General features: G+C 52.9%; 21 protein-coding genes. 17 read left to right on the forward strand and 4 right to left on the reverse strand.

What is annotated here, in order from left to right; genetic code table 11:
- Window positions 1-2 precede the first annotated feature (2 nt).
- On the forward strand, window positions 3-620 hold the full coding sequence (locus ACIPDS_RS20055; protein WP_400739625.1) for a malonate decarboxylase holo-ACP synthase: 618 nt from the start codon (window positions 3-5) through the stop codon (window positions 618-620).
- Window positions 621-1,517: a malonate decarboxylase subunit epsilon gene (gene mdcH / locus ACIPDS_RS20060; protein WP_400739628.1), complete on the forward strand. Its 897-nt coding sequence runs from the start codon at window positions 621-623 to the stop codon at window positions 1,515-1,517.
- 119 nt (window positions 1,518-1,636) lie between these two features.
- Here the strand turns inward: mdcH and ACIPDS_RS20065 are convergent, their stop codons facing one another.
- Window positions 1,637-2,569, reverse strand: a complete 933-nt coding sequence (locus tag ACIPDS_RS20065; protein ID WP_400739631.1) for a LysR family transcriptional regulator — start codon at window positions 2,567-2,569, stop codon at window positions 1,637-1,639.
- Window positions 2,570-2,585: 16 nt separating this feature from the next.
- The gene (locus tag ACIPDS_RS20070; RefSeq protein WP_400739634.1) at window positions 2,586-4,490 is read right to left on the reverse strand and encodes an ABC transporter ATP-binding protein; all 1,905 of its coding nucleotides are present in this window, start codon (window positions 4,488-4,490) and stop codon (window positions 2,586-2,588) included.
- 129 nt (window positions 4,491-4,619) lie between these two features.
- On the opposite strand from ACIPDS_RS20070, the gene kefG reads away from it, so the two are divergent.
- The 4 genes from kefG (at window position 4,620) to slyD (ending at window position 7,888) form a co-directional block, all read left to right on the forward strand.
- A complete protein-coding gene (gene kefG, locus ACIPDS_RS20075; protein ID WP_166515486.1) occupies window positions 4,620-5,174 on the forward strand; it encodes a glutathione-regulated potassium-efflux system ancillary protein KefG in 555 nt (184 codons plus the stop codon).
- Window positions 5,174-6,979 carry a glutathione-regulated potassium-efflux system protein KefB gene (kefB, locus tag ACIPDS_RS20080; RefSeq protein WP_166515512.1) on the forward strand — a complete coding sequence of 602 codons (1,806 nt, stop codon included), beginning with the start codon at window positions 5,174-5,176 and terminating at the stop codon, window positions 6,977-6,979. The genes kefG and kefB overlap by 1 nt, the downstream gene beginning before the upstream one ends.
- 10 nt (window positions 6,980-6,989) lie before the next feature.
- Entirely contained in the window at window positions 6,990-7,190 is a 201-nt protein-coding gene (locus ACIPDS_RS20085; protein ID WP_400739638.1) for a putative zinc ribbon protein YheV, read from the forward strand.
- A 95-nt stretch (window positions 7,191-7,285) separates the two neighbouring features.
- On the forward strand, window positions 7,286-7,888 hold the full coding sequence (gene slyD, locus ACIPDS_RS20090; RefSeq protein WP_166515487.1) for a peptidylprolyl isomerase: 603 nt from the start codon (window positions 7,286-7,288) through the stop codon (window positions 7,886-7,888).
- A 98-nt stretch (window positions 7,889-7,986) separates the two neighbouring features.
- Here slyD and ACIPDS_RS20095 read toward each other — a convergent pair whose 3' ends face one another.
- Window positions 7,987-8,205 (reverse strand): protein SlyX, encoded by a 219-nt coding sequence (locus ACIPDS_RS20095; protein WP_061282479.1) that lies wholly within the window; start codon window positions 8,203-8,205, stop codon window positions 7,987-7,989.
- A 232-nt stretch (window positions 8,206-8,437) separates the two neighbouring features.
- On the opposite strand from ACIPDS_RS20095, the gene fkpA reads away from it, so the two are divergent.
- The 11 genes from fkpA to bfr all read left to right on the forward strand — a co-directional run bounded on the left by fkpA (window position 8,438) and on the right by bfr (window position 16,644).
- Window positions 8,438-9,259, forward strand: a complete 822-nt coding sequence (fkpA, locus tag ACIPDS_RS20100; protein ID WP_166515488.1) for an FKBP-type peptidyl-prolyl cis-trans isomerase — start codon at window positions 8,438-8,440, stop codon at window positions 9,257-9,259.
- Window positions 9,260-9,423: 164 nt separating this feature from the next.
- The gene (locus ACIPDS_RS20105) at window positions 9,424-10,146 is read left to right on the forward strand and encodes a transcriptional regulator (RefSeq protein WP_400739643.1); all 723 of its coding nucleotides are present in this window, start codon (window positions 9,424-9,426) and stop codon (window positions 10,144-10,146) included.
- Window positions 10,146-10,532, forward strand: coding sequence for a sulfurtransferase complex subunit TusD (gene tusD, locus ACIPDS_RS20110; RefSeq protein ID WP_166515490.1), 387 nt, complete (start codon window positions 10,146-10,148; stop codon window positions 10,530-10,532). The genes ACIPDS_RS20105 and tusD overlap by 1 nt, the downstream gene beginning before the upstream one ends.
- Window positions 10,532-10,891, forward strand: coding sequence for a sulfurtransferase complex subunit TusC (tusC, locus tag ACIPDS_RS20115; protein WP_400739648.1), 360 nt, complete (start codon window positions 10,532-10,534; stop codon window positions 10,889-10,891). The genes tusD and tusC overlap by 1 nt, the downstream gene beginning before the upstream one ends.
- 7 nt (window positions 10,892-10,898) lie before the next feature.
- A complete protein-coding gene (gene tusB, locus ACIPDS_RS20120) occupies window positions 10,899-11,186 on the forward strand; it encodes a sulfurtransferase complex subunit TusB (RefSeq protein ID WP_400739651.1) in 288 nt (95 codons plus the stop codon).
- Between the two features lie 123 nt (window positions 11,187-11,309).
- Window positions 11,310-11,684: a 30S ribosomal protein S12 gene (gene rpsL / locus ACIPDS_RS20125; RefSeq protein WP_003023654.1), complete on the forward strand. Its 375-nt coding sequence runs from the start codon at window positions 11,310-11,312 to the stop codon at window positions 11,682-11,684.
- A 95-nt stretch (window positions 11,685-11,779) separates the two neighbouring features.
- Complete coding sequence (rpsG, locus tag ACIPDS_RS20130) at window positions 11,780-12,250, forward strand: 30S ribosomal protein S7 (RefSeq protein ID WP_052282782.1); 471 nt, start codon at window positions 11,780-11,782, stop codon at window positions 12,248-12,250.
- 96 nt (window positions 12,251-12,346) lie between these two features.
- Window positions 12,347-14,461, forward strand: coding sequence for an elongation factor G (gene fusA / locus ACIPDS_RS20135; RefSeq protein WP_166515493.1), 2,115 nt, complete (start codon window positions 12,347-12,349; stop codon window positions 14,459-14,461).
- Between the two features lie 69 nt (window positions 14,462-14,530).
- Window positions 14,531-15,715, forward strand: a complete 1,185-nt coding sequence (tuf, locus tag ACIPDS_RS20140) for an elongation factor Tu (RefSeq protein WP_400739658.1) — start codon at window positions 14,531-14,533, stop codon at window positions 15,713-15,715.
- A 185-nt stretch (window positions 15,716-15,900) separates the two neighbouring features.
- Window positions 15,901-16,095 carry a bacterioferritin-associated ferredoxin gene (gene bfd / locus ACIPDS_RS20145; RefSeq protein ID WP_035894970.1) on the forward strand — a complete coding sequence of 65 codons (195 nt, stop codon included), beginning with the start codon at window positions 15,901-15,903 and terminating at the stop codon, window positions 16,093-16,095.
- Between the two features lie 72 nt (window positions 16,096-16,167).
- Window positions 16,168-16,644, forward strand: coding sequence for a bacterioferritin (gene bfr, locus ACIPDS_RS20150; RefSeq protein WP_166517303.1), 477 nt, complete (start codon window positions 16,168-16,170; stop codon window positions 16,642-16,644).
- Here the strand turns inward: bfr and ACIPDS_RS20155 are convergent.
- Window positions 16,628-17,101, reverse strand: coding sequence for a prepilin peptidase (locus ACIPDS_RS20155; RefSeq protein ID WP_400739829.1), 474 nt, complete (start codon window positions 17,099-17,101; stop codon window positions 16,628-16,630). The two genes, bfr and ACIPDS_RS20155, sit on opposite strands and share 17 nt — an antisense overlap.
- Window positions 17,102-17,473: the final 372 nt, after the last annotated feature.

Consider the following 17,473-nt stretch of genomic DNA (forward strand, 5'->3'; position numbering starts at 1 on the left):
TCATGACCTCAACATTACGTCCACACGACCTTATCTGGCTGAATGCGCGTGACGCGCTGGAGGAGGCCTCGGAATCCTGGGTGGATGAGGTTTGGCATACCGGTCTGCCGGTGGTTGTGCGGCGTGATGTTGATGAGGCGGGGCGTGTCCCCGTCGGTGTTCGCGGCATGAAACGCAGCCAGCGGGCGGCAGGATGGAGTCATCCGAATGCCATTACCCGCGTCTGCTCGCCGGAGTCGCTGGTCGACTCGCAGGCGCTGCTGCGTTCACCGTTTATCTCTCAGCCACCGGTTCAGGTGGCTTTGTTATTGTCTCAACAGACGTGGCCGTGGGTGTGGGGTATTACCGGCAGCACCGGCTACGCGCTGGCGACCGGGATCCCGGTGATTCATGCCAGTAGCGATCTGGATCTGCTGATCCGCGCCCCGCAGGCACTCTCACGCGAGTCGCTGGCAAAATGGCAGCGACAGCTCACGGGCGCCCTTTGCCGCGCTGACACTCAGGTGGAAACGCCATATGGCGCGTTTGCCCTGAACGAATGGCTGCGCGACGGCAAGACGCTGTTAAAAACATCGCAGGGGCCGCGGTTGGTAAGCGACCCGTGGAGCAGGGAGGAGTAAATGAAGATCCTGTTTACCTTTCCGGGACAAGGAACGCAGCATCCGCAGATGCTGCAAAACCTGCCGGGAACGGAATTAGCCCAGGCACGTGAGGTGCTGGGCGCAGAAGCGGATACGCTGGATTCCCCTGACGCATTAAAACATACCCGCGCGGTACAGTTAGCGCTGTTGATTGCGGGCGTTGCCTGGGCGCGTGAGCTTGAGCGCCGCGGTGTGACGCCGGATATTGTCAGCGGACTCTCGATTGGGGCGTATCCGGCGGCGGTCGTGGCCGGGGCGCTCGACTTTACCGACGCGCTCAAGCTGGTGGCGCTGCGCGGTGATTTGATGGAGCAAGCCTATCCGCATGGCTACGGCCTGACGGCGATTATGGGGCTGACGTTGCCGCAGGTGGAATCGCTGGTGGCGGGGAGTGGAACGTATATCGCCAACCTGAATGCCGAAACGCAGATTGTCATTGCCGGTACCGATGAGGCGATGGCCGATGTCGCTAAACGGGCGCTGGAGAAAGGGGCGAGCAAGGCTCATCGTCTGGCGGTCAGCGTACCGTCGCACTGCGAGTTGCTGGCAGAACCTGCGCAAAAACTGGTGTCGGCATTTAGCCAGGTGACGCTTTCGCGTCCACGCTACGCCTATCTCAGCGGTAGCACCGGTCGCGTATTGTGGCAGCCGGAGCGTATAGCTGACGATTTGGCGATGAATATGGCGCGCACCGTGCGCTGGCAAGAAGCGGTAGTGTCCGCCAATGAGCGTGAAGCCCGTCTGGCGATTGAAATGCCGCCCGGCGGCGTACTGACCTGTTTGACGCGCCAGGCCGCGTGGGAAGGGGAATCTATTTCGCTTGAACGTAGCGGAATGGACGTTGCCGTGCATCTGGCGAAACGGCTGCGCGCATAGGGGTATCGCCCGATGGCGCTGCGTGTAGTGTAGCCCGGCCGAGCAAAGCGACGCCGGGGCCGCTCGGTGCCAATCCCGGCGTCGCTTTGCTCGGCCGGGCTAACTTTTACATACGGCAATTAACTATCGTTGTTCAAACTCCGCGCATACATCCGCCCTTCGGCGGCTAACGCCAGCAAACTCGGATCGCGCTCGCGGTTGCGGGCAAAGACAATCGCGATAAGCTGCCGCATCTGGTAAGGATCGGCGAGCTTTTGCAGATGCACCTTATTCTCATACATCTTTTTCATTCGCCCCGGCATCAGGGTAAAGCCTACGCCTGCCTGCACAAGGCTGAGCATTGAGAAAATGTCGTTCACGCGGGTGACAATTTCTGGCTCAAATCCGGCGATGTGAAAGGCTTCCTGAAAACCGGCATAGGTGGCAAATCCCTCCGCCAGCGAAACAAACTTTTCATTGCGGTAATTGCGCAGATCCGCCGTTTTACTGGGATCTAACGCTGCGGTGATCGGCGCAGCAAGGTAGATGTCATCATGGAACAGCGGCAGAACTTCGAGACTGTTTCGGTCGATCTCACTTTCTGAGATAGAGATCAGGATCGCATCCAGCGTGCCGTCTTCCAGCATCGCCAACAGGGCTTCGTTCGATCCCATCGTCAGATCCATTTCCAGATCCGGGCGACGTAGCTTCATGCCCATAATCAGGTGCGGCACCGTTTCCAGGGTTAACGAGTAGAGCGTGCCGACGCGTAAACGGCCCTGACCGATGCCCGCAGTTTTACGGGTTTCTTCAAGCCCGCGCGCCATCAACTGGGAGACTTCCTGACAGTACTCCAGCAGCGTCCATGCCGCCGGTTGCGCTATCAGGTTACGGCCTTTGTGCGTGAACAACGGACAACGAACGTTCTCTTCCAGCGTATGCAGCGCCCGGTGGACGCTGACGCCGCTGATATCCAGCGCCTCGGCGGTACGGGCAATGTTACCTTTCTCCATAAAGGTCATGAAGATGGTCAGCTTGCGGAAGGTAATATCGTCGGTGATTGATAAGTTCATCGTCCGCCTTTGTGGGTTAGTCGTTTTGCATCATCTGCTCAAGCTGTTCCTGGGCGTCAAGCCACGCCATTTCGCACTCTTCCAGCCCGGATTTAGCGCTGGCCTGCAGTTGCAGACACTCGGTCATTTCCGCTTTGCGGCTAGGGTCGTACAGGCTGCTATCGCCAAGTTTCTCTTCCGCTTTGGCAAGCTGGGCGTTGAGCTTCTCCATCTCTTTTTCCAGACGGGTAATCTCTTTACGCAGCGGCTGCGTCAGGGTACGCAGTTCGGCTTCGCGACGCTTTTGGTCTTTACGCGACTGGGCGCTGTTGGCGTTGTCTTTCGCCGGTTCATCGCTCTGGTTTTCCTGCTTTTGCACGTCGCTCAGCCACTGCTGATAATCTTCCAGGTCACCGTCGAACGGCTCAACCTTTTTATCATGAACCAGATAGAGATCGTCGGTGGTGGAGCGGATCAGGTGACGGTCGTGCGATACCACCACCAGTGCGCCTTCAAAATCGATTAACGCTTCGGTCAGCGCTTGACGCATATCGAGGTCAAGGTGGTTAGTCGGTTCATCGAGCAGCAGCAGGTTAGGGCGCTGCCAGACGATCAGCGCCAGAACCAAACGCGCTTTCTCACCGCCGGAGAAGCGAGCGGTTTGCTCCGTCACTTTATCGCCCTGGAAGCCAAAGCCGCCGAGATAGTCGCGCAGCTTCTGCTCCAGCTCCTGCGGCGCCATGCGCGCCAGGTGCTGAATTGGGGATTCATCCGCGCGCAGGAATTCCAGCTGATGCTGGGCGAAGTAGCCAAGCTTAATGCCTTTTGCGAGACCGATTTCGCCGTGCAGCGGCGCCAGTTCACCGGCGAGCATTTTAATCAGCGTCGATTTCCCCGCGCCGTTGCGGCCCAGCAGGCCAATGCGCGAACCGGGCACCAGGTTCAGCTTGATGGACTCGAGGATGACGTTATCGCCATAGCCTGCGCTCACCTTTTCCATCTTCAGCAGCGGGTTCGGCAGACTTTCCGGCGCGCGGAAGCTGAAGCGGAATGGGTTATCAACGTGCGCCGGGGCAATCAGCTCCATGCGCTCCAGCATTTTGATGCGGCTCTGCGCCTGTTTTGCTTTGGTAGCCTGGGCACGGAAACGGTCGATGTAGCTTTGCAGGTGCGAAACGCGTTCCTGCTGGCTTTCATACAGCGCCTGCTGTTGTGCCAGTCGCGTGGCGCGCTGACGCTCGAACGAGCTGTAGTTACCGGTGTACTCGAACATGGTTTGCTGTTCGATGTGGATAATTTTGTCCACCACCGGATCGAGGAAGTCGCGGTCGTGGGAAATCAGGATCAGCGTGCCCTGATAACTCTTAAGCCATCTTTCCAGCCAGATCACCGCGTCGAGATCGAGGTGGTTAGTCGGTTCATCAAGCAGCAGCAGGTCAGAACGGCAAATCAGCGCCTGCGCCAGGTTTAAACGCATACGCCAGCCGCCCGAGAAGTCGCTGACCGGACGCTCAAGCTGTTCGTTGCTAAAGCCCAGACCGTGCAGCAGGCTGGCAGCACGGGAACGGATAGTCCACGCATCAATCGCATCGAGTTTACCGTGTACGGTGGCAATGGCGTGCCCGTCGTTGCGCTCGTTGGCGTCGTGTAACTGGGCTTCCAGTTGACGGAACTCGCGATCGCCGTCAATCACATAATCCAGCGCCGGTTCCGCTAATGCTGGTGTTTCCTGGTTAACCCAGGCCAGTTGCCAGTTGCCGGGAAAGGTCACGTTGCCGCCATCGGCGCCAATCTCGTTTTTCAGTAGAGCCAGCAGCGTGGATTTTCCGCAGCCGTTTTTCCCCACCAGGCCAATTTTTTGCCCAGGGTTGATGGTGGCCGTTGCGTTATCCAGCAGGACACGCACGCCACGACGAATTTGTAACGAGGAGAAAACAATCATAAGGCGCCGTATGTTCTGACTATGTTAAATTGTCATTGTGATAATGTAATGTGTGGGCAGTGTGCTCCACCGAGGCGCAATGGTAGCCTAAAACGCCAACAATAGACAAAAGACAAAACCGGGAGGGGAATGATGTCCCAGACAGCGAAAGTGTTGCTGCTGTATGCCCATCCGGAATCTCAGGGCTCGGTGGCTAACCGGGTTCTGCTTAGACCGGCTTCGCAGCTAAGTAATGTAACGGTGCACGATCTTTATGCACACTACCCTGATTTTTTTATCGATATACCACGAGAACAAGCATTGCTGCGTGAGCATGATGTGATTGTGTTCCAGCATCCACTTTATACCTACAGCTGTCCGGCGCTGCTTAAAGAGTGGCTCGACCGGGTGCTTAGCCGTGGTTTTGCCAGCGGAGTGGGGGGCAATGAACTGGCGGGAAAGTACTGGCGTAGCGTTATTACCACCGGTGAGCCAGAAAGTGCCTATCGTCATGATGGCCTGAACCGTTATCCGATGAGCGATATTTTGCGCCCGTTTGAACTGACGGCTGCCATGTGCCACATGCACTGGATGAGCCCAATTATCGTTTACTGGGCGCGTCGTCAGCCGCCTGACGAGCTGGCAAACCATGCAAAAGCCTATGCCGACTGGCTGGCTGCGCCGATTACGGCAGGGGGACGATGATGGAAGGTTCCGATTTATTACTGGCCGGTCTGCTGTTTCTGTTTGCCGCCGTCGTGGCGGTGCCCTTGGCTGCAAGGCTGGGGATTGGTGCGGTTCTTGGCTATTTGCTGGCGGGAATTGCCATCGGCCCCTGGGGATTAGGCTTTATCAGCGATGTGGATGAAATCCTTCACTTCTCCGAGCTAGGCGTCGTGTTCCTGATGTTCGTGATTGGGCTTGAGCTGAATCCAGCGAAGCTGTGGCAATTGCGGCGACCCATTTTTGGTATCGGCGCCGCGCAGGTCATTTTTAGTGCGGCAATCCTCGGTGGATTGCTGATGTTGACCGACTTCTCCTGGCAAGCGGCGGTGATTGGCGGCATTGGCCTGGCGATGTCGTCGACGGCAATGGCGTTGCAGTTAATGCGTGAAAAAGGCATGAGCCGCAACGAATCGGGGCAATTGGGTTTTTCGGTACTGCTGTTTCAGGATTTGGCGGTCATTCCGGCGCTGGCGCTGGTGCCTTTATTAGCCGGCGCGGGCGACGATCACTTTGATTGGCAGACCGTGGGCCTCAAGGTGTTGGCTTTTGCCGGGATGCTGGTTGGCGGTCGCTATCTGCTGCGTCCGGTCTTTCGCTTTATCGCCAGTTCCGGTGTGCGTGAAGTATTTACCGCCGCGACGCTGTTATTGGTTCTTGGCTCAGCGCTGTTTATGGATGCGCTGGGGCTGTCGATGGCGCTCGGCACGTTTATCGCCGGTGTTCTGCTGGCAGAAAGCGAATATCGTCATGAGCTGGAAATCGCCATCGAACCTTTTAAGGGTTTGCTATTAGGGCTGTTCTTTATTTCAGTTGGCATGTCTTTGAACCTCGGCGTGCTCTATAGCCATCTTTTGGTGGTGATTGGCTGCGTAGCGGGGCTGGTGGCGGTGAAAACGCTGGTGCTTTATCTGCTGGCGCGCCTGCATGGTTTACGCAGTTCAGAGCGGTTGCAGTTCGCGGGCGTACTGAGCCAGGGCGGAGAGTTTGCTTTCGTTTTGTTCTCGGCGGCGGCCTCATTCAAAGTGTTTAAAGGCGACCAGATGTCGTTGCTGCTGGTCACCGTGACGCTTTCTATGATGACCACACCGTTATTGATGAAGCTTATCGATCTCATCCTCTCCCGTCGATTTAACGCGCCGGAAGAGGAAGATGAAGCGCCGTGGGTTGAGGATGATAAGCCACAGGTTATCGTTGTTGGATTCGGTCGTTTTGGTCAGGTGATTGGCCGTTTGTTGATGGCCAATAAGCTGCGTATTACCGTGCTCGAGCGCGATATCAGCGCGGTTAACCTGATGCGTAAATACGGTTACAAGGTTTATTACGGCGATGCGACGCAGGTTGAGCTGCTGCGTTCCGCCGGTGCCGAGCAGGCAAAGTCGATAGTCATCACCTGTAACGAGCCGGAAGATACGATGAAGCTTGTGGAGATCTGCCAGCAGCATTTCCCGCATCTGAATATTATGGCCCGTGCGCGCGGACGTGTGGAGGCGCACGAACTGCTGCAGGCGGGCGTGGTACAGTTTTCTCGAGAGACATTTTCCAGTGCCCTGGAACTCGGGCGTAAGGCGCTCATCTCTACCGGCATGCATCCTCACCAGGCGCAGCGTGCGCAGCTGCACTTTAAGCGCCTGGATATGCGAATGCTGCGCGAATTGATGCCGGTGCACAGCGATACCCAACAAATCTCACGCGTGCGTGAAGCCCGGCGGGAGCTGGAGGAGATCTTCCAAAGGGAGATGCAACAAGAGCGGCGACAGCTGGATGGCTGGGACGAATTTGAATAGAAGGTGATGCATGACGGTACGTAAACGGTTTATTGCGGGCGCGAAATGCCCGTCTTGTCAGGCGCAGGACTCGATGGCGATGTGGCGCGAGAATAATATTGATGTGGTTGAATGCGTTAAGTGCGGGCATCAGATGCGGGAAGCCGATAAAGAGGCGCGCGATCATGTACGCAAAGACGAACAAGTTATCGGTATTTTCCATCCAGAGTAGCGATCCGTGCTGTCTTTTTTTAAGCTTATGGGTACACGGGTGTAGAATTCCGCTACAATCTGCGCCACGAAATATTCCCAAGCTCAGGAGATATCATGAAAGTAGCAAAAGACCTGGTGGTCAGCCTGGCCTATCAGGTACGTACAGAAGACGGTGTATTGGTTGATGAGTCTCCGGTAAGTGCACCGCTTGACTACCTGCATGGTCACGGTTCCCTGATCTCCGGCCTGGAAAATGCGCTGGAAGGTCACGAAGCTGGCGACAAGTTTGACGTTGCTGTTCAGGCTAACGACGCATACGGTCAGTACGACGAAAATCTGGTGCAGCGCGTTCCTAAAGACGTGTTCATGGGCGTTGATGAACTGCAGGTTGGCATGCGCTTCCTGGCAGAAACCGACCAGGGTCCAGTACCGGTTGAAATCACCGAAGTTGAAGACGACCATGTAGTGGTTGACGGCAACCACATGCTGGCTGGCCAGAATCTGAAATTCAACGTTGAAGTTGTCGCTATCCGCGAAGCAACCGAAGAAGAACTGGCTCACGGCCACGTTCACGGTGCAAACGGTCACGACCACGATCACGATCATGAAGGTTGCTGCGGTGGTCACGGCCACGATCACGACCATGGTCATGAGCACGGCGGCGAAGGCTGCTGCGGCGGTGGTGGTAAAGGTCACGGCGGCTGCGGTTGCCACTAAGCCGTATGCTAGTCTGATGGCGCTACGCTTATCAGGCCAACGGTAGTCCGGTTATCATCGGGCACAAAAAAAGCGGGTTTCCCCGCTTTTTTTTCGTCTCAATAATGAGGTGGTGGCGTCTCTTCAGACTGGGACGCGATGTTGGATGGCTGGCTGGCCTTTAGCTTGTCGGTCAGTAGACGCAGGTGTTCGCGCAGTTTCGCCATCTCCAGTTCATGGGCGGTGACCGTTTGGTTGAGGTCATCAATGGTTACCTCCTGGAAGGCCAGTCGGCTTTCAAGCTCAGCCAAACGCACTTCGATAGTTGTTTCCTTCATGATGTCTCTCTCTACTGTTATCGCCAAAAGCGTTTCTGACGCGCGGATTCTACTCAACTTTTTTAGCCTGTGCAGCACTCCTGTGCAAAGCGTGGAAACTAATTTAAACAAAAAGAGTCTGAAAAGAGTCGATATAAGCCGCGTTCATATGTAGATTTCCTCTACAACGTTCTATAGTACGCTTCTCAATTAGTTAACATTGGGGCGAGAGGCCCCGGTCCTGGAGAGATGGATGAAATCACTGTTTAAAGTAACGCTTCTGGCAACCACAATGGCCGTTGCACTGAATGCGCCACTGACTTTTGCTGCTGACACTGCGGCGAAAGCAGCTCCGGCAGCAGAAAGCAAAGCTGCATTCAAAAATGACGACCAGAAATCTGCCTATGCATTGGGCGCATCGCTGGGTCGTTACATGGAAAATTCTCTGAAAGAACAGGAAAAACTGGGCATCAAACTGGATAAAGACCAGTTGATCGCAGGCGTTCAGGACGCTTTTGCAGATAAGAGCAAACTGTCCGATCAGGAAATTGAACAAACTCTGCAGGCGTTTGAAACTCGCGTGAAGACCTCCGCTCAGGCGAAGATGGAAAAAGACGCTGCGGATAACGAAGCGAAAGGCAAAGCCTTCCGTGAGAAATTCGCAAAAGAAAAAGGCGTGAAAACCGCAAAATCTGGCCTGCTGTATAAGGTTGAGAAAGAAGGTACCGGCGATGCGCCGAAAGATACCGATACCGTTGTGGTTAACTACAAAGGTACGCTGACCGACGGTAAAGAGTTCGATAACTCTTACACCCGCGGTGAACCTCTCTCCTTCCGTCTGGACGGCGTTATCCCAGGCTGGACTGAAGGTCTGAAAAACATCAAGAAGGGCGGTAAAATTCAGCTGGTCATCCCACCAGATCTGGCTTACGGCAAAACCGGCGTTCCGGGTATCCCGGCTAACTCTACGCTGGTCTTTGATGTTGAACTGCTAGACATCAAACCAGCCCCGAAAGCGGATGCGCAGCCTGAAGCTGCACCGGCTGCAAAAGCCGCTGACGCGAGCAAAAAATAAGAGTGTGACAGCCGCCGCCCAATGGGCGGCGGCTTTTTATTACCTGCCGGATATAATTAATGCTGGAAAGCGCCTTATGCGCTGTATTACTTTAGATGCCCTATTAGTGATGAGCCTGCCCTGACAACATAACGACAGGCTCCTGAAAAGGAGTGCTTTTTTTCATGTCCAGGTCGCTTTTAACCAACGAAACCAGTGAACTTGATTTGCTGGATCAACGTCCTTTCGATCAAACCGATTTCGATATCCTTAAATCCTACGAAGCGGTGGTGGACGGGTTGGCGATGCTCATTGGTCCCCACTGTGAAATCGTGTTGCACTCCCTGCAAGATCTCAAATGTTCGGCAATACGCATTGCGAACGGCGAACATACTGGCCGAAAAATCGGTTCCCCGATTACCGATCTGGCGCTAAGGATGCTGCACGATATGACCGGGGCAGATAGCAGCGTTTCCAAATGCTATTTTACTCGCGCCAAAAGTGGCGTACTGATGAAATCCGAGACTATCGCTATCCGCAACCGTGACCACCGTGTCATTGGCTTGCTCTGTATTAATATGAATCTCGATGTGCCGTTCTCGCAGATTATGAGTACGTTCATTCCGCCAGAAACGCCGGAAGTGGGCTCAGCGGTTAACTTTGCTTCCTCGGTTGAGGATCTGGTTACCCAAACGCTGGAGTTCACCATTGAAGAGGTCAATGCCGATCGCAACGTTTCCAATAACGCCAAAAATCGTCAGATCGTGCTTAACCTTTATGAGAAAGGCATCTTCGATATTAAGGATGCGATTAACCAGGTTGCCGACCGCCTGAATATCTCCAAACATACGGTCTATCTCTACATTCGCCAGTTCAAGAGCGGCGATTTTGTGGGGCAGGATAAGTAATGCGTTTTGCCCTGATGGTGACCGGGCCGGCCTACGGCACACAGCATGCCAGCAGCGCGTTGCAGTTCGCGCAAGCGGTGCTGGCGGAAGGTCACGAACTCGCCTGCGTCTTCTTCTATCGGGAAGGGATTTATAACGCTAATCAATTCACCGCGCCCGCGAGTGATGAGTTCGATCTTGTCCGTGCCTGGCAGGCGTTACACGACGCGCATGGCGTGGCGCTGCATATTTGTGTGGCGGCTGCGCTTCGACGTGGCGTGACCGATGAGAAAGAAGCGGAGCAACTGGGGTTGCCTGGGTTCAATCTCCAGCCGGGATTTTCGTTAAGCGGATTAGGCGCACTGGCGGAAGCCGCGCTGACCTGCGATCGGATGGTACAGTTTTGATGAAACGCGTGGCCTTTATTTTTTCCAGCGCGCCTCATGGCAGCACGGCCGGCCGTGAAGGCCTGGATGCGTTGCTGGCGACGTCAGCTTTAAGTGAAGATCTCGGCGTCTTTTTTGTCGGCGATGGGGTATTTCAACTGCTGAGCCAGCAAAAACCCGGTGCGATTCTGGCGCGTGATTATATCGCCACCTTCAAATTGCTGTCGCTCTACGACATTGAGAACCGTTGGGTGTGCGCCGCCTCAATGCGCGAACGCGGCCTGACGGCAAGCACCTCATTTGTGACCGATGTGGAACCGCTAGAGCCCGATGCGCTGCGCCAGCAGCTTAATGACTACGATGTGATTCTTCGTTTCTGAGGCCACTATGCTATTTACGCTCAGCACTTCTCCCTGGCACGCGGATATCGCGGGGCTGCTTCGTTTAATGGACGAAGGTGATGATTTACTGCTTATGGCGGATGGTGTCCTCGCGGCGGTAGAACACAGCCATTTTGTTGAAATCCTGCGCGCCGCCCCCATATCCATCTACGTGTTAAATGAAGATGCGCAAGCGCGCGGTCTGTGTGCTCAAATTTCGAGCGATGTCAGCGTTGTCAGCTATACTGACTTCGTCAGGTTAACGGTAAAACACACGGCTCAAATCAGCTGGTAACGTTTGGCCGTTGTATATTTCTTGACACCCTATCGGCATAGCCCTAAAATTTCGCGTCCTCATATTGCATGAGGCGATTTATTACGTGTTTACGAAGCGAAAGCTACAACCAGGAGCTATTTAATGGCAACAGTTAACCAGCTGGTACGCAAACCACGCGCACGCAAAGTTGCAAAGAGCAACGTGCCTGCACTGGAAGCATGCCCGCAGAAACGTGGCGTATGTACTCGTGTATATACTACCACTCCTAAGAAACCAAACTCCGCACTGCGTAAAGTATGCCGTGTGCGTTTGACTAACGGTTTTGAAGTGACTTCCTACATCGGTGGTGAAGGTCACAACCTGCAGGAACACTCCGTGATCCTGATCCGTGGCGGTCGTGTAAAAGACCTTCCGGGTGTTCGTTACCACACCGTTCGTGGTGCGCTTGACTGCTCCGGCGTTAAAGACCGTAAGCAATCTCGCTCCAAGTATGGCGTGAAACGTCCTAAGGCTTAATGGTTCTCCGTTAAGTAAGGCCAAACGTTTTATATTAATGTCAAACTAAACTCTTAGAGTTTTGGACAATCCTGAATTAACAACGGAGTATTCCCATGCCACGTCGTCGCGTCATTGGTCAGCGTAAAATTCTGCCGGATCCTAAGTTCGGATCAGAGCTGCTGGCTAAATTTGTAAATATCCTGATGGTAGATGGTAAGAAATCTACCGCAGAAACCATCGTATACAGTGCCCTGGAGACCCTGGCTCAGCGCTCTGGTAAAGATGGCCTGGAAGCTTTTGAAGTAGCCCTCGAAAACGTGCGTCCGACTGTCGAAGTTAAGTCTCGCCGCGTTGGTGGTTCTACTTATCAGGTTCCAGTTGAAGTCCGTCCGGTTCGTCGTAATGCTCTGGCAATGCGTTGGATCGTTGAAGCCGCTCGTAAACGCGGTGATAAATCCATGGCTCTGCGCCTGGCGAACGAACTTTCTGATGCTGCAGACAACAAAGGTACTGCAGTTAAGAAACGTGAAGACGTTCACCGCATGGCAGATGCCAACAAGGCGTTCGCACACTACCGTTGGTAATCCCTTCGGAGTATTAGTCACCAGGCGGGCGCTTCAGAGAAGCTGCCCGCTTTGGGTTACTTAACTGAACGCCTAAAAAGATAAACGAGGAATCAAATGGCTCGTACAACACCCATCGCACGCTACCGTAACATCGGTATCAGTGCGCACATCGACGCCGGTAAAACCACTACTACCGAACGTATTCTGTTCTACACCGGTGTAAACCACAAAATCGGTGAAGTTCACGACGGCGCGGCTACCATGGACTGGATGGAGCAGGAGCAGGAACGTGGTATTACCATCACTTCCGCTGCGACTACTGCATTCTGGTCTGGTATGGCTAAGCAGTATGAACCACACCGTGTAAACATCATCGACACCCCGGGGCACGTTGACTTCACTATCGAAGTAGAACGTTCCATGCGTGTGCTTGATGGTGCGGTAATGGTTTACTGCGCAGTTGGTGGTGTTCAGCCACAGTCTGAAACCGTATGGCGTCAGGCAAACAAATATAAAGTTCCACGTATCGCGTTCGTTAACAAAATGGACCGTATGGGTGCGAACTTCCTGAAAGTTGTTGGTCAGATCAAATCCCGTCTGGGCGCGAACCCTGTTCCGCTGCAGCTGGCAATTGGTGCTGAAGAAGGTTTCACCGGTGTTGTTGACCTGGTGAAAATGAAAGCCATCAACTGGAACGAAGCAGATGCAGGCGTAACCTTCACTTATGAAGATATTCCAGCAGACATGCAGGACCTGGCTGACGAATGGCACCAGAACCTGATCGAGTCCGCTGCTGAAGCTTCAGAAGAGCTGATGGAGAAATACCTGGGTGGTGACGAACTGACTGAAGAAGAGATCAAAACTGCTCTGCGTCAGCGTGTTCTGAACAACGAAATCATCCTGGTAACCTGTGGTTCTGCGTTCAAGAACAAAGGTGTTCAGGCGATGCTGGATGCGGTAATTGATTACCTGCCATCCCCAATCGACGTACCTGCGATCAACGGTATTCTGGACGACGGTAAAGACACTCCGGCTGAGCGTCACGCAAGTGATGAAGAGCCGTTTGCTGCTCTGGCGTTTAAAATCGCAACCGACCCATTTGTGGGTAACCTGACGTTCTTCCGTGTGTACTCAGGTGTTGTTAACTCCGGTGATACTGTATACAACCCAGTTAAATCGGCTCGTGAACGTTTTGGTCGTATCGTACAGATGCACGCTAACAAGCGTGAAGAGATCAAAGAAGTTCGCGCAGGTGACATTGCTGCGGCAATCGGCCTGAAAGACGTGACAACTGGTGACACCATTTGTGATCCAGACCACGTGATCATTCTTGAGCGTATGGAATTCCCTGAACCGGTAATCTCCATCGCAGTTGAACCGAAAACCAAAGCTGACCAGGAAAAAATGGGTCTGGCTCTGGGCCGTCTGGCTAAAGAAGACCCATCATTCCGCGTATGGACTGATGAAGAATCTAACCAGACCATTATCGCCGGTATGGGTGAACTGCACCTCGACATCATCGTTGACCGCATGAAGCGTGAATTCAACGTTGAAGCGAACGTCGGTAAACCTCAGGTTGCTTACCGTGAAGCGATTCGCGCGAAAGTTACCGATATCGAAGGTAAACACGCTAAGCAGTCTGGTGGTCGCGGTCAGTATGGTCATGTTGTTATCGACATGTACCCACTGGAGCCGGGTTCAAACCCGAAAGGCTACGAGTTCATCAACGACATCAAAGGTGGTGTAATTCCTGGCGAATACATCCCTGCCGTTGATAAAGGCATCCAGGAACAGCTGAAATCTGGCCCACTGGCTGGTTACCCGGTTGTTGATCTGGGCGTGCGTCTGCACTTCGGTTCTTACCACGACGTTGACTCCTCTGAGCTGGCGTTTAAACTGGCAGCTTCTATCGCCTTCAAAGATGGCTTTAAGAAAGCAAAACCAGTTCTGCTTGAGCCTATCATGAAGGTTGAAGTAGAAACTCCAGAAGAGAACACTGGTGACGTTATCGGTGACCTTAGCCGTCGTCGTGGTCAGCTGAAAGGTCAGGAATCTAACGCTACTGGTGTTCAGATTCATGCTGAAGTTCCGCTGTCTGAAATGTTTGGTTATGCAACTCAACTGCGTTCACTGACCAAAGGTCGTGCTTCTTACTCCATGGAGTTCCTGAAGTATGATGATGCGCCGAACAACGTTGCTCAGGCCGTAATTGAAGCCCGTGGTAAATAAGCCACAGGATTAAAACCCAAATCCCGTGCTCTCTCCAAAGGGGAGAGCACTATAGTAAGGAATATAGCCGTGTCTAAAGAAAAATTTGAACGTACAAAACCGCACGTCAACGTCGGCACCATCGGCCACGTTGACCACGGTAAAACTACTCTGACTGCTGCAATCACCACCGTTCTGGCTAAAACCTACGGCGGCGCTGCTCGTGCTTTCGACCAGATCGATAACGCACCAGAAGAAAAAGCTCGTGGTATCACCATCAACACTTCCCACGTTGAATATGACACCCCGACTCGCCACTACGCACACGTAGACTGCCCAGGCCACGCCGACTATGTTAAAAACATGATCACCGGTGCTGCGCAGATGGACGGCGCGATCCTGGTTGTTGCTGCAACTGATGGCCCTATGCCACAGACTCGTGAGCACATCCTGCTGGGTCGTCAGGTAGGCGTTCCTTACATCATCGTGTTCCTGAACAAATGTGACATGGTTGATGACGAAGAGCTGCTGGAACTGGTAGAAATGGAAGTTCGTGAACTTCTGTCTCAGTACGATTTCCCAGGCGACGACACTCCTATCGTTCGTGGTTCAGCGCTGAAAGCACTGGAAGGCGAAGCAGAGTGGGAAGCAAAAATCATCGAACTGGCTGGCTTCCTGGATTCTTACATCCCAGAACCAGAGCGTGCGATTGACAAGCCGTTCCTGCTGCCTATCGAAGACGTATTCTCTATCTCCGGTCGTGGTACTGTTGTTACCGGTCGTGTAGAGCGCGGTATCATCAAAGTTGGTGAAGAAGTTGAAATCGTTGGTATCAAAGATACTGCGAAATCTACCTGTACCGGCGTTGAAATGTTCCGTAAGCTGCTGGACGAAGGTCGTGCAGGCGAGAACTGCGGCGTTCTGCTGCGTGGTATCAAGCGTGAAGAAATCCAGCGTGGCCAGGTTCTGGCTAAGCCGGGTTCAATCAAGCCACACACCAAGTTCGAATCTGAAGTGTACATCCTGTCCAAAGACGAAGGCGGCCGTCATACTCCGTTCTTCAAAGGCTACCGTCCACAGTTCTACTTCCGTACTACTGACGTGACTGGTACCATCGAACTGCCAGAAGGCGTTGAGATGGTAATGCCGGGCGACAACATCAAAATGGTTGTTACCCTGATCCACCCAATCGCGATGGATGACGGTCTGCGTTTCGCAATCCGTGAAGGCGGCCGTACTGTAGGTGCGGGCGTTGTTGCTAAAGTAATGAGCTAATTATTTAATAATTAGTTTTGAGCTTAAAAAGGGTGCTTCGGCACCCTTTTTGCTTTTTTAAACATTATTATCTGTACATATTCCGCACTATTTGTTCTCTTAATTCACCCAATCCTTAGTAGTTGTCTATTGTAATCATAATTATTCTCAATTACACTTTGTTCAGAAATTGAACGGGAGTGGTTATGTACGTTTGTTTATGTAATGGCGTCAGCGATAAAAAAATTCGCCAGGCGGTACGCCAGTTTCATCCGCAGTCTTTCCAGCAATTACGAAAATGCATTCCTATTGGAAATCAATGTGGTAAGTGCGTTCGTGCGGCGCGAGAAGTCATGGAAGATGAATTAATGCAAATGCCAGAGTTCAAAGAGATCGCCTGACCGCAATTTCTTTTTTTGACATCCCGGTAGCCCGATCTACGCTTCAATAAGTGGAAGCGGAGGGTCTATATAATGAAAGGTGATGTTAAGATTATAAATTATCTCAATAAATTATTGGGAAATGAGCTTGTCGCAATAAACCAATACTTTCTCCACGCGAGAATGTTCAAAAACTGGGGCCTTATGCGCCTCAATGATATCGAGTATCACGAATCCATTGATGAAATGAAGCACGCCGATTTGTACATCGAGCGAATTCTTTTCCTTGAAGGGATCCCTAATCTACAAGACCTGGGTAAATTACACATCGGCGAAGATGTTGAAGAGATGCTGCAATCTGACCTCAGGTTGGAATTAGACGGGGCTAAAGATCTGCGGGAAGCCATCGCTTATGCCGACAGCGTTCACGACTACGTGAGCCGCGATATGCTGATAACGATCCTCACCGAGGAAGAGCATCATATTGACTGGCTGGAAACGGAACTCGAACTCATTGGCAAAATTGGTCTGCAGAACTACCTGCAATCCCAGATTAAAGTCGCAGACTAACAACCGAGAAGCCTGCCAATATAAAACCCGCTGCTCCCATAAATGGACCAAATGGCAGTGGGTTTTTTATCTCCGTCATCGATCGTCGAGACAACGCTTTACCCATCAGAAAAGCCCACGCTAGCACGCTTGCCATCAGCAGTAATAGCGGGAGCTGCTGCCAGCCATGCCATGCTCCAAGAGCCGCCAGGTACTTCACGTCTCCATATCCTAATCCTTCGTAGCCCCGAATCAGTCGATAACCCCAATAGAGAAACGCCAGAATGGAGTAACCAGCAATAGCGCCCCAGAGTGCATCACTGATGTGGGTCGGATTAAGGCACAGCTGATATAGCAGGCCAAGCCACAGCAATGGGCAGGTTAACCGGTCTGGCAATAACCCGGTTCGCGCGTCATGCCTGCATAAGGCTGCGCTTAGCGATGTATAAAGGATAAAGAAGGGGAGCGCACTCAATATCATTGTCATGTTACCTGTCAATTCACTGGATATCAGTTTGTCGACAGGCAGGGGAGGGGGCAAAGGCCGAGAATACCCTTTGCGAGGCGGCTTCCAGGAAATGACATCTCGTTGCACTAAATTTTGAGCCGCACGCGTGAAAGTGCACACTGTCGTGTGGGTAATTTATAAACACGGCTTGCTTCATGTGGCTATTTGTGTATAATGCGCGGGCTTGTCTAATATTGACAGCGGTTCGATATGAGCCACCGGTCCTGCGAAAGCGGTACCAGACAATGTTCCCAATCGGGGAACTCTGTAAGAACGGTTACACTCTCCCATCAATCGTAATGGGTTTGAGGAGTAACTATTTCGTCTATAAAATAATTGGAG

It is taken from the genome of Kluyvera sp. NPDC087067 (assembly GCF_044745165.1).
Taxonomy (GTDB): Bacteria; Pseudomonadota; Gammaproteobacteria; order Enterobacterales; family Enterobacteriaceae; genus Kluyvera.

Excerpts from the sequence above, each read along its gene's own strand:
- ACIPDS_RS20055 (WP_400739625.1), top strand. The coding sequence starts at position 3 with ATGACCTCAACATTACGTCCACACGACCTTATCTGGCTGAATGCGCGT.
- mdcH (WP_400739628.1), top strand. The coding sequence starts at position 621 with ATGAAGATCCTGTTTACCTTTCCGGGACAAGGAACGCAGCATCCGCAG.
- ACIPDS_RS20065 (WP_400739631.1), bottom strand. The coding sequence starts at position 2,569 with ATGAACTTATCAATCACCGACGATATTACCTTCCGCAAGCTGACCATC.
- ACIPDS_RS20070 (WP_400739634.1), bottom strand. The coding sequence starts at position 4,490 with ATGATTGTTTTCTCCTCGTTACAAATTCGTCGTGGCGTGCGTGTCCTG.
- kefG (WP_166515486.1), top strand. The coding sequence starts at position 4,620 with ATGATGTCCCAGACAGCGAAAGTGTTGCTGCTGTATGCCCATCCGGAA.
- kefB (WP_166515512.1), top strand. The coding sequence starts at position 5,174 with ATGGAAGGTTCCGATTTATTACTGGCCGGTCTGCTGTTTCTGTTTGCC.
- ACIPDS_RS20085 (WP_400739638.1), top strand. The coding sequence starts at position 6,990 with ATGACGGTACGTAAACGGTTTATTGCGGGCGCGAAATGCCCGTCTTGT.
- slyD (WP_166515487.1), top strand. The coding sequence starts at position 7,286 with ATGAAAGTAGCAAAAGACCTGGTGGTCAGCCTGGCCTATCAGGTACGT.
- ACIPDS_RS20095 (WP_061282479.1), bottom strand. The coding sequence starts at position 8,205 with ATGAAGGAAACAACTATCGAAGTGCGTTTGGCTGAGCTTGAAAGCCGA.
- fkpA (WP_166515488.1), top strand. The coding sequence starts at position 8,438 with ATGAAATCACTGTTTAAAGTAACGCTTCTGGCAACCACAATGGCCGTT.
- ACIPDS_RS20105 (WP_400739643.1), top strand. The coding sequence starts at position 9,424 with ATGTCCAGGTCGCTTTTAACCAACGAAACCAGTGAACTTGATTTGCTG.
- tusD (WP_166515490.1), top strand. The coding sequence starts at position 10,146 with ATGCGTTTTGCCCTGATGGTGACCGGGCCGGCCTACGGCACACAGCAT.
- tusC (WP_400739648.1), top strand. The coding sequence starts at position 10,532 with ATGAAACGCGTGGCCTTTATTTTTTCCAGCGCGCCTCATGGCAGCACG.
- tusB (WP_400739651.1), top strand. The coding sequence starts at position 10,899 with ATGCTATTTACGCTCAGCACTTCTCCCTGGCACGCGGATATCGCGGGG.
- rpsL (WP_003023654.1), top strand. The coding sequence starts at position 11,310 with ATGGCAACAGTTAACCAGCTGGTACGCAAACCACGCGCACGCAAAGTT.
- rpsG (WP_052282782.1), top strand. The coding sequence starts at position 11,780 with ATGCCACGTCGTCGCGTCATTGGTCAGCGTAAAATTCTGCCGGATCCT.
- fusA (WP_166515493.1), top strand. The coding sequence starts at position 12,347 with ATGGCTCGTACAACACCCATCGCACGCTACCGTAACATCGGTATCAGT.
- bfd (WP_035894970.1), top strand. The coding sequence starts at position 15,901 with ATGTACGTTTGTTTATGTAATGGCGTCAGCGATAAAAAAATTCGCCAG.
- bfr (WP_166517303.1), top strand. The coding sequence starts at position 16,168 with ATGAAAGGTGATGTTAAGATTATAAATTATCTCAATAAATTATTGGGA.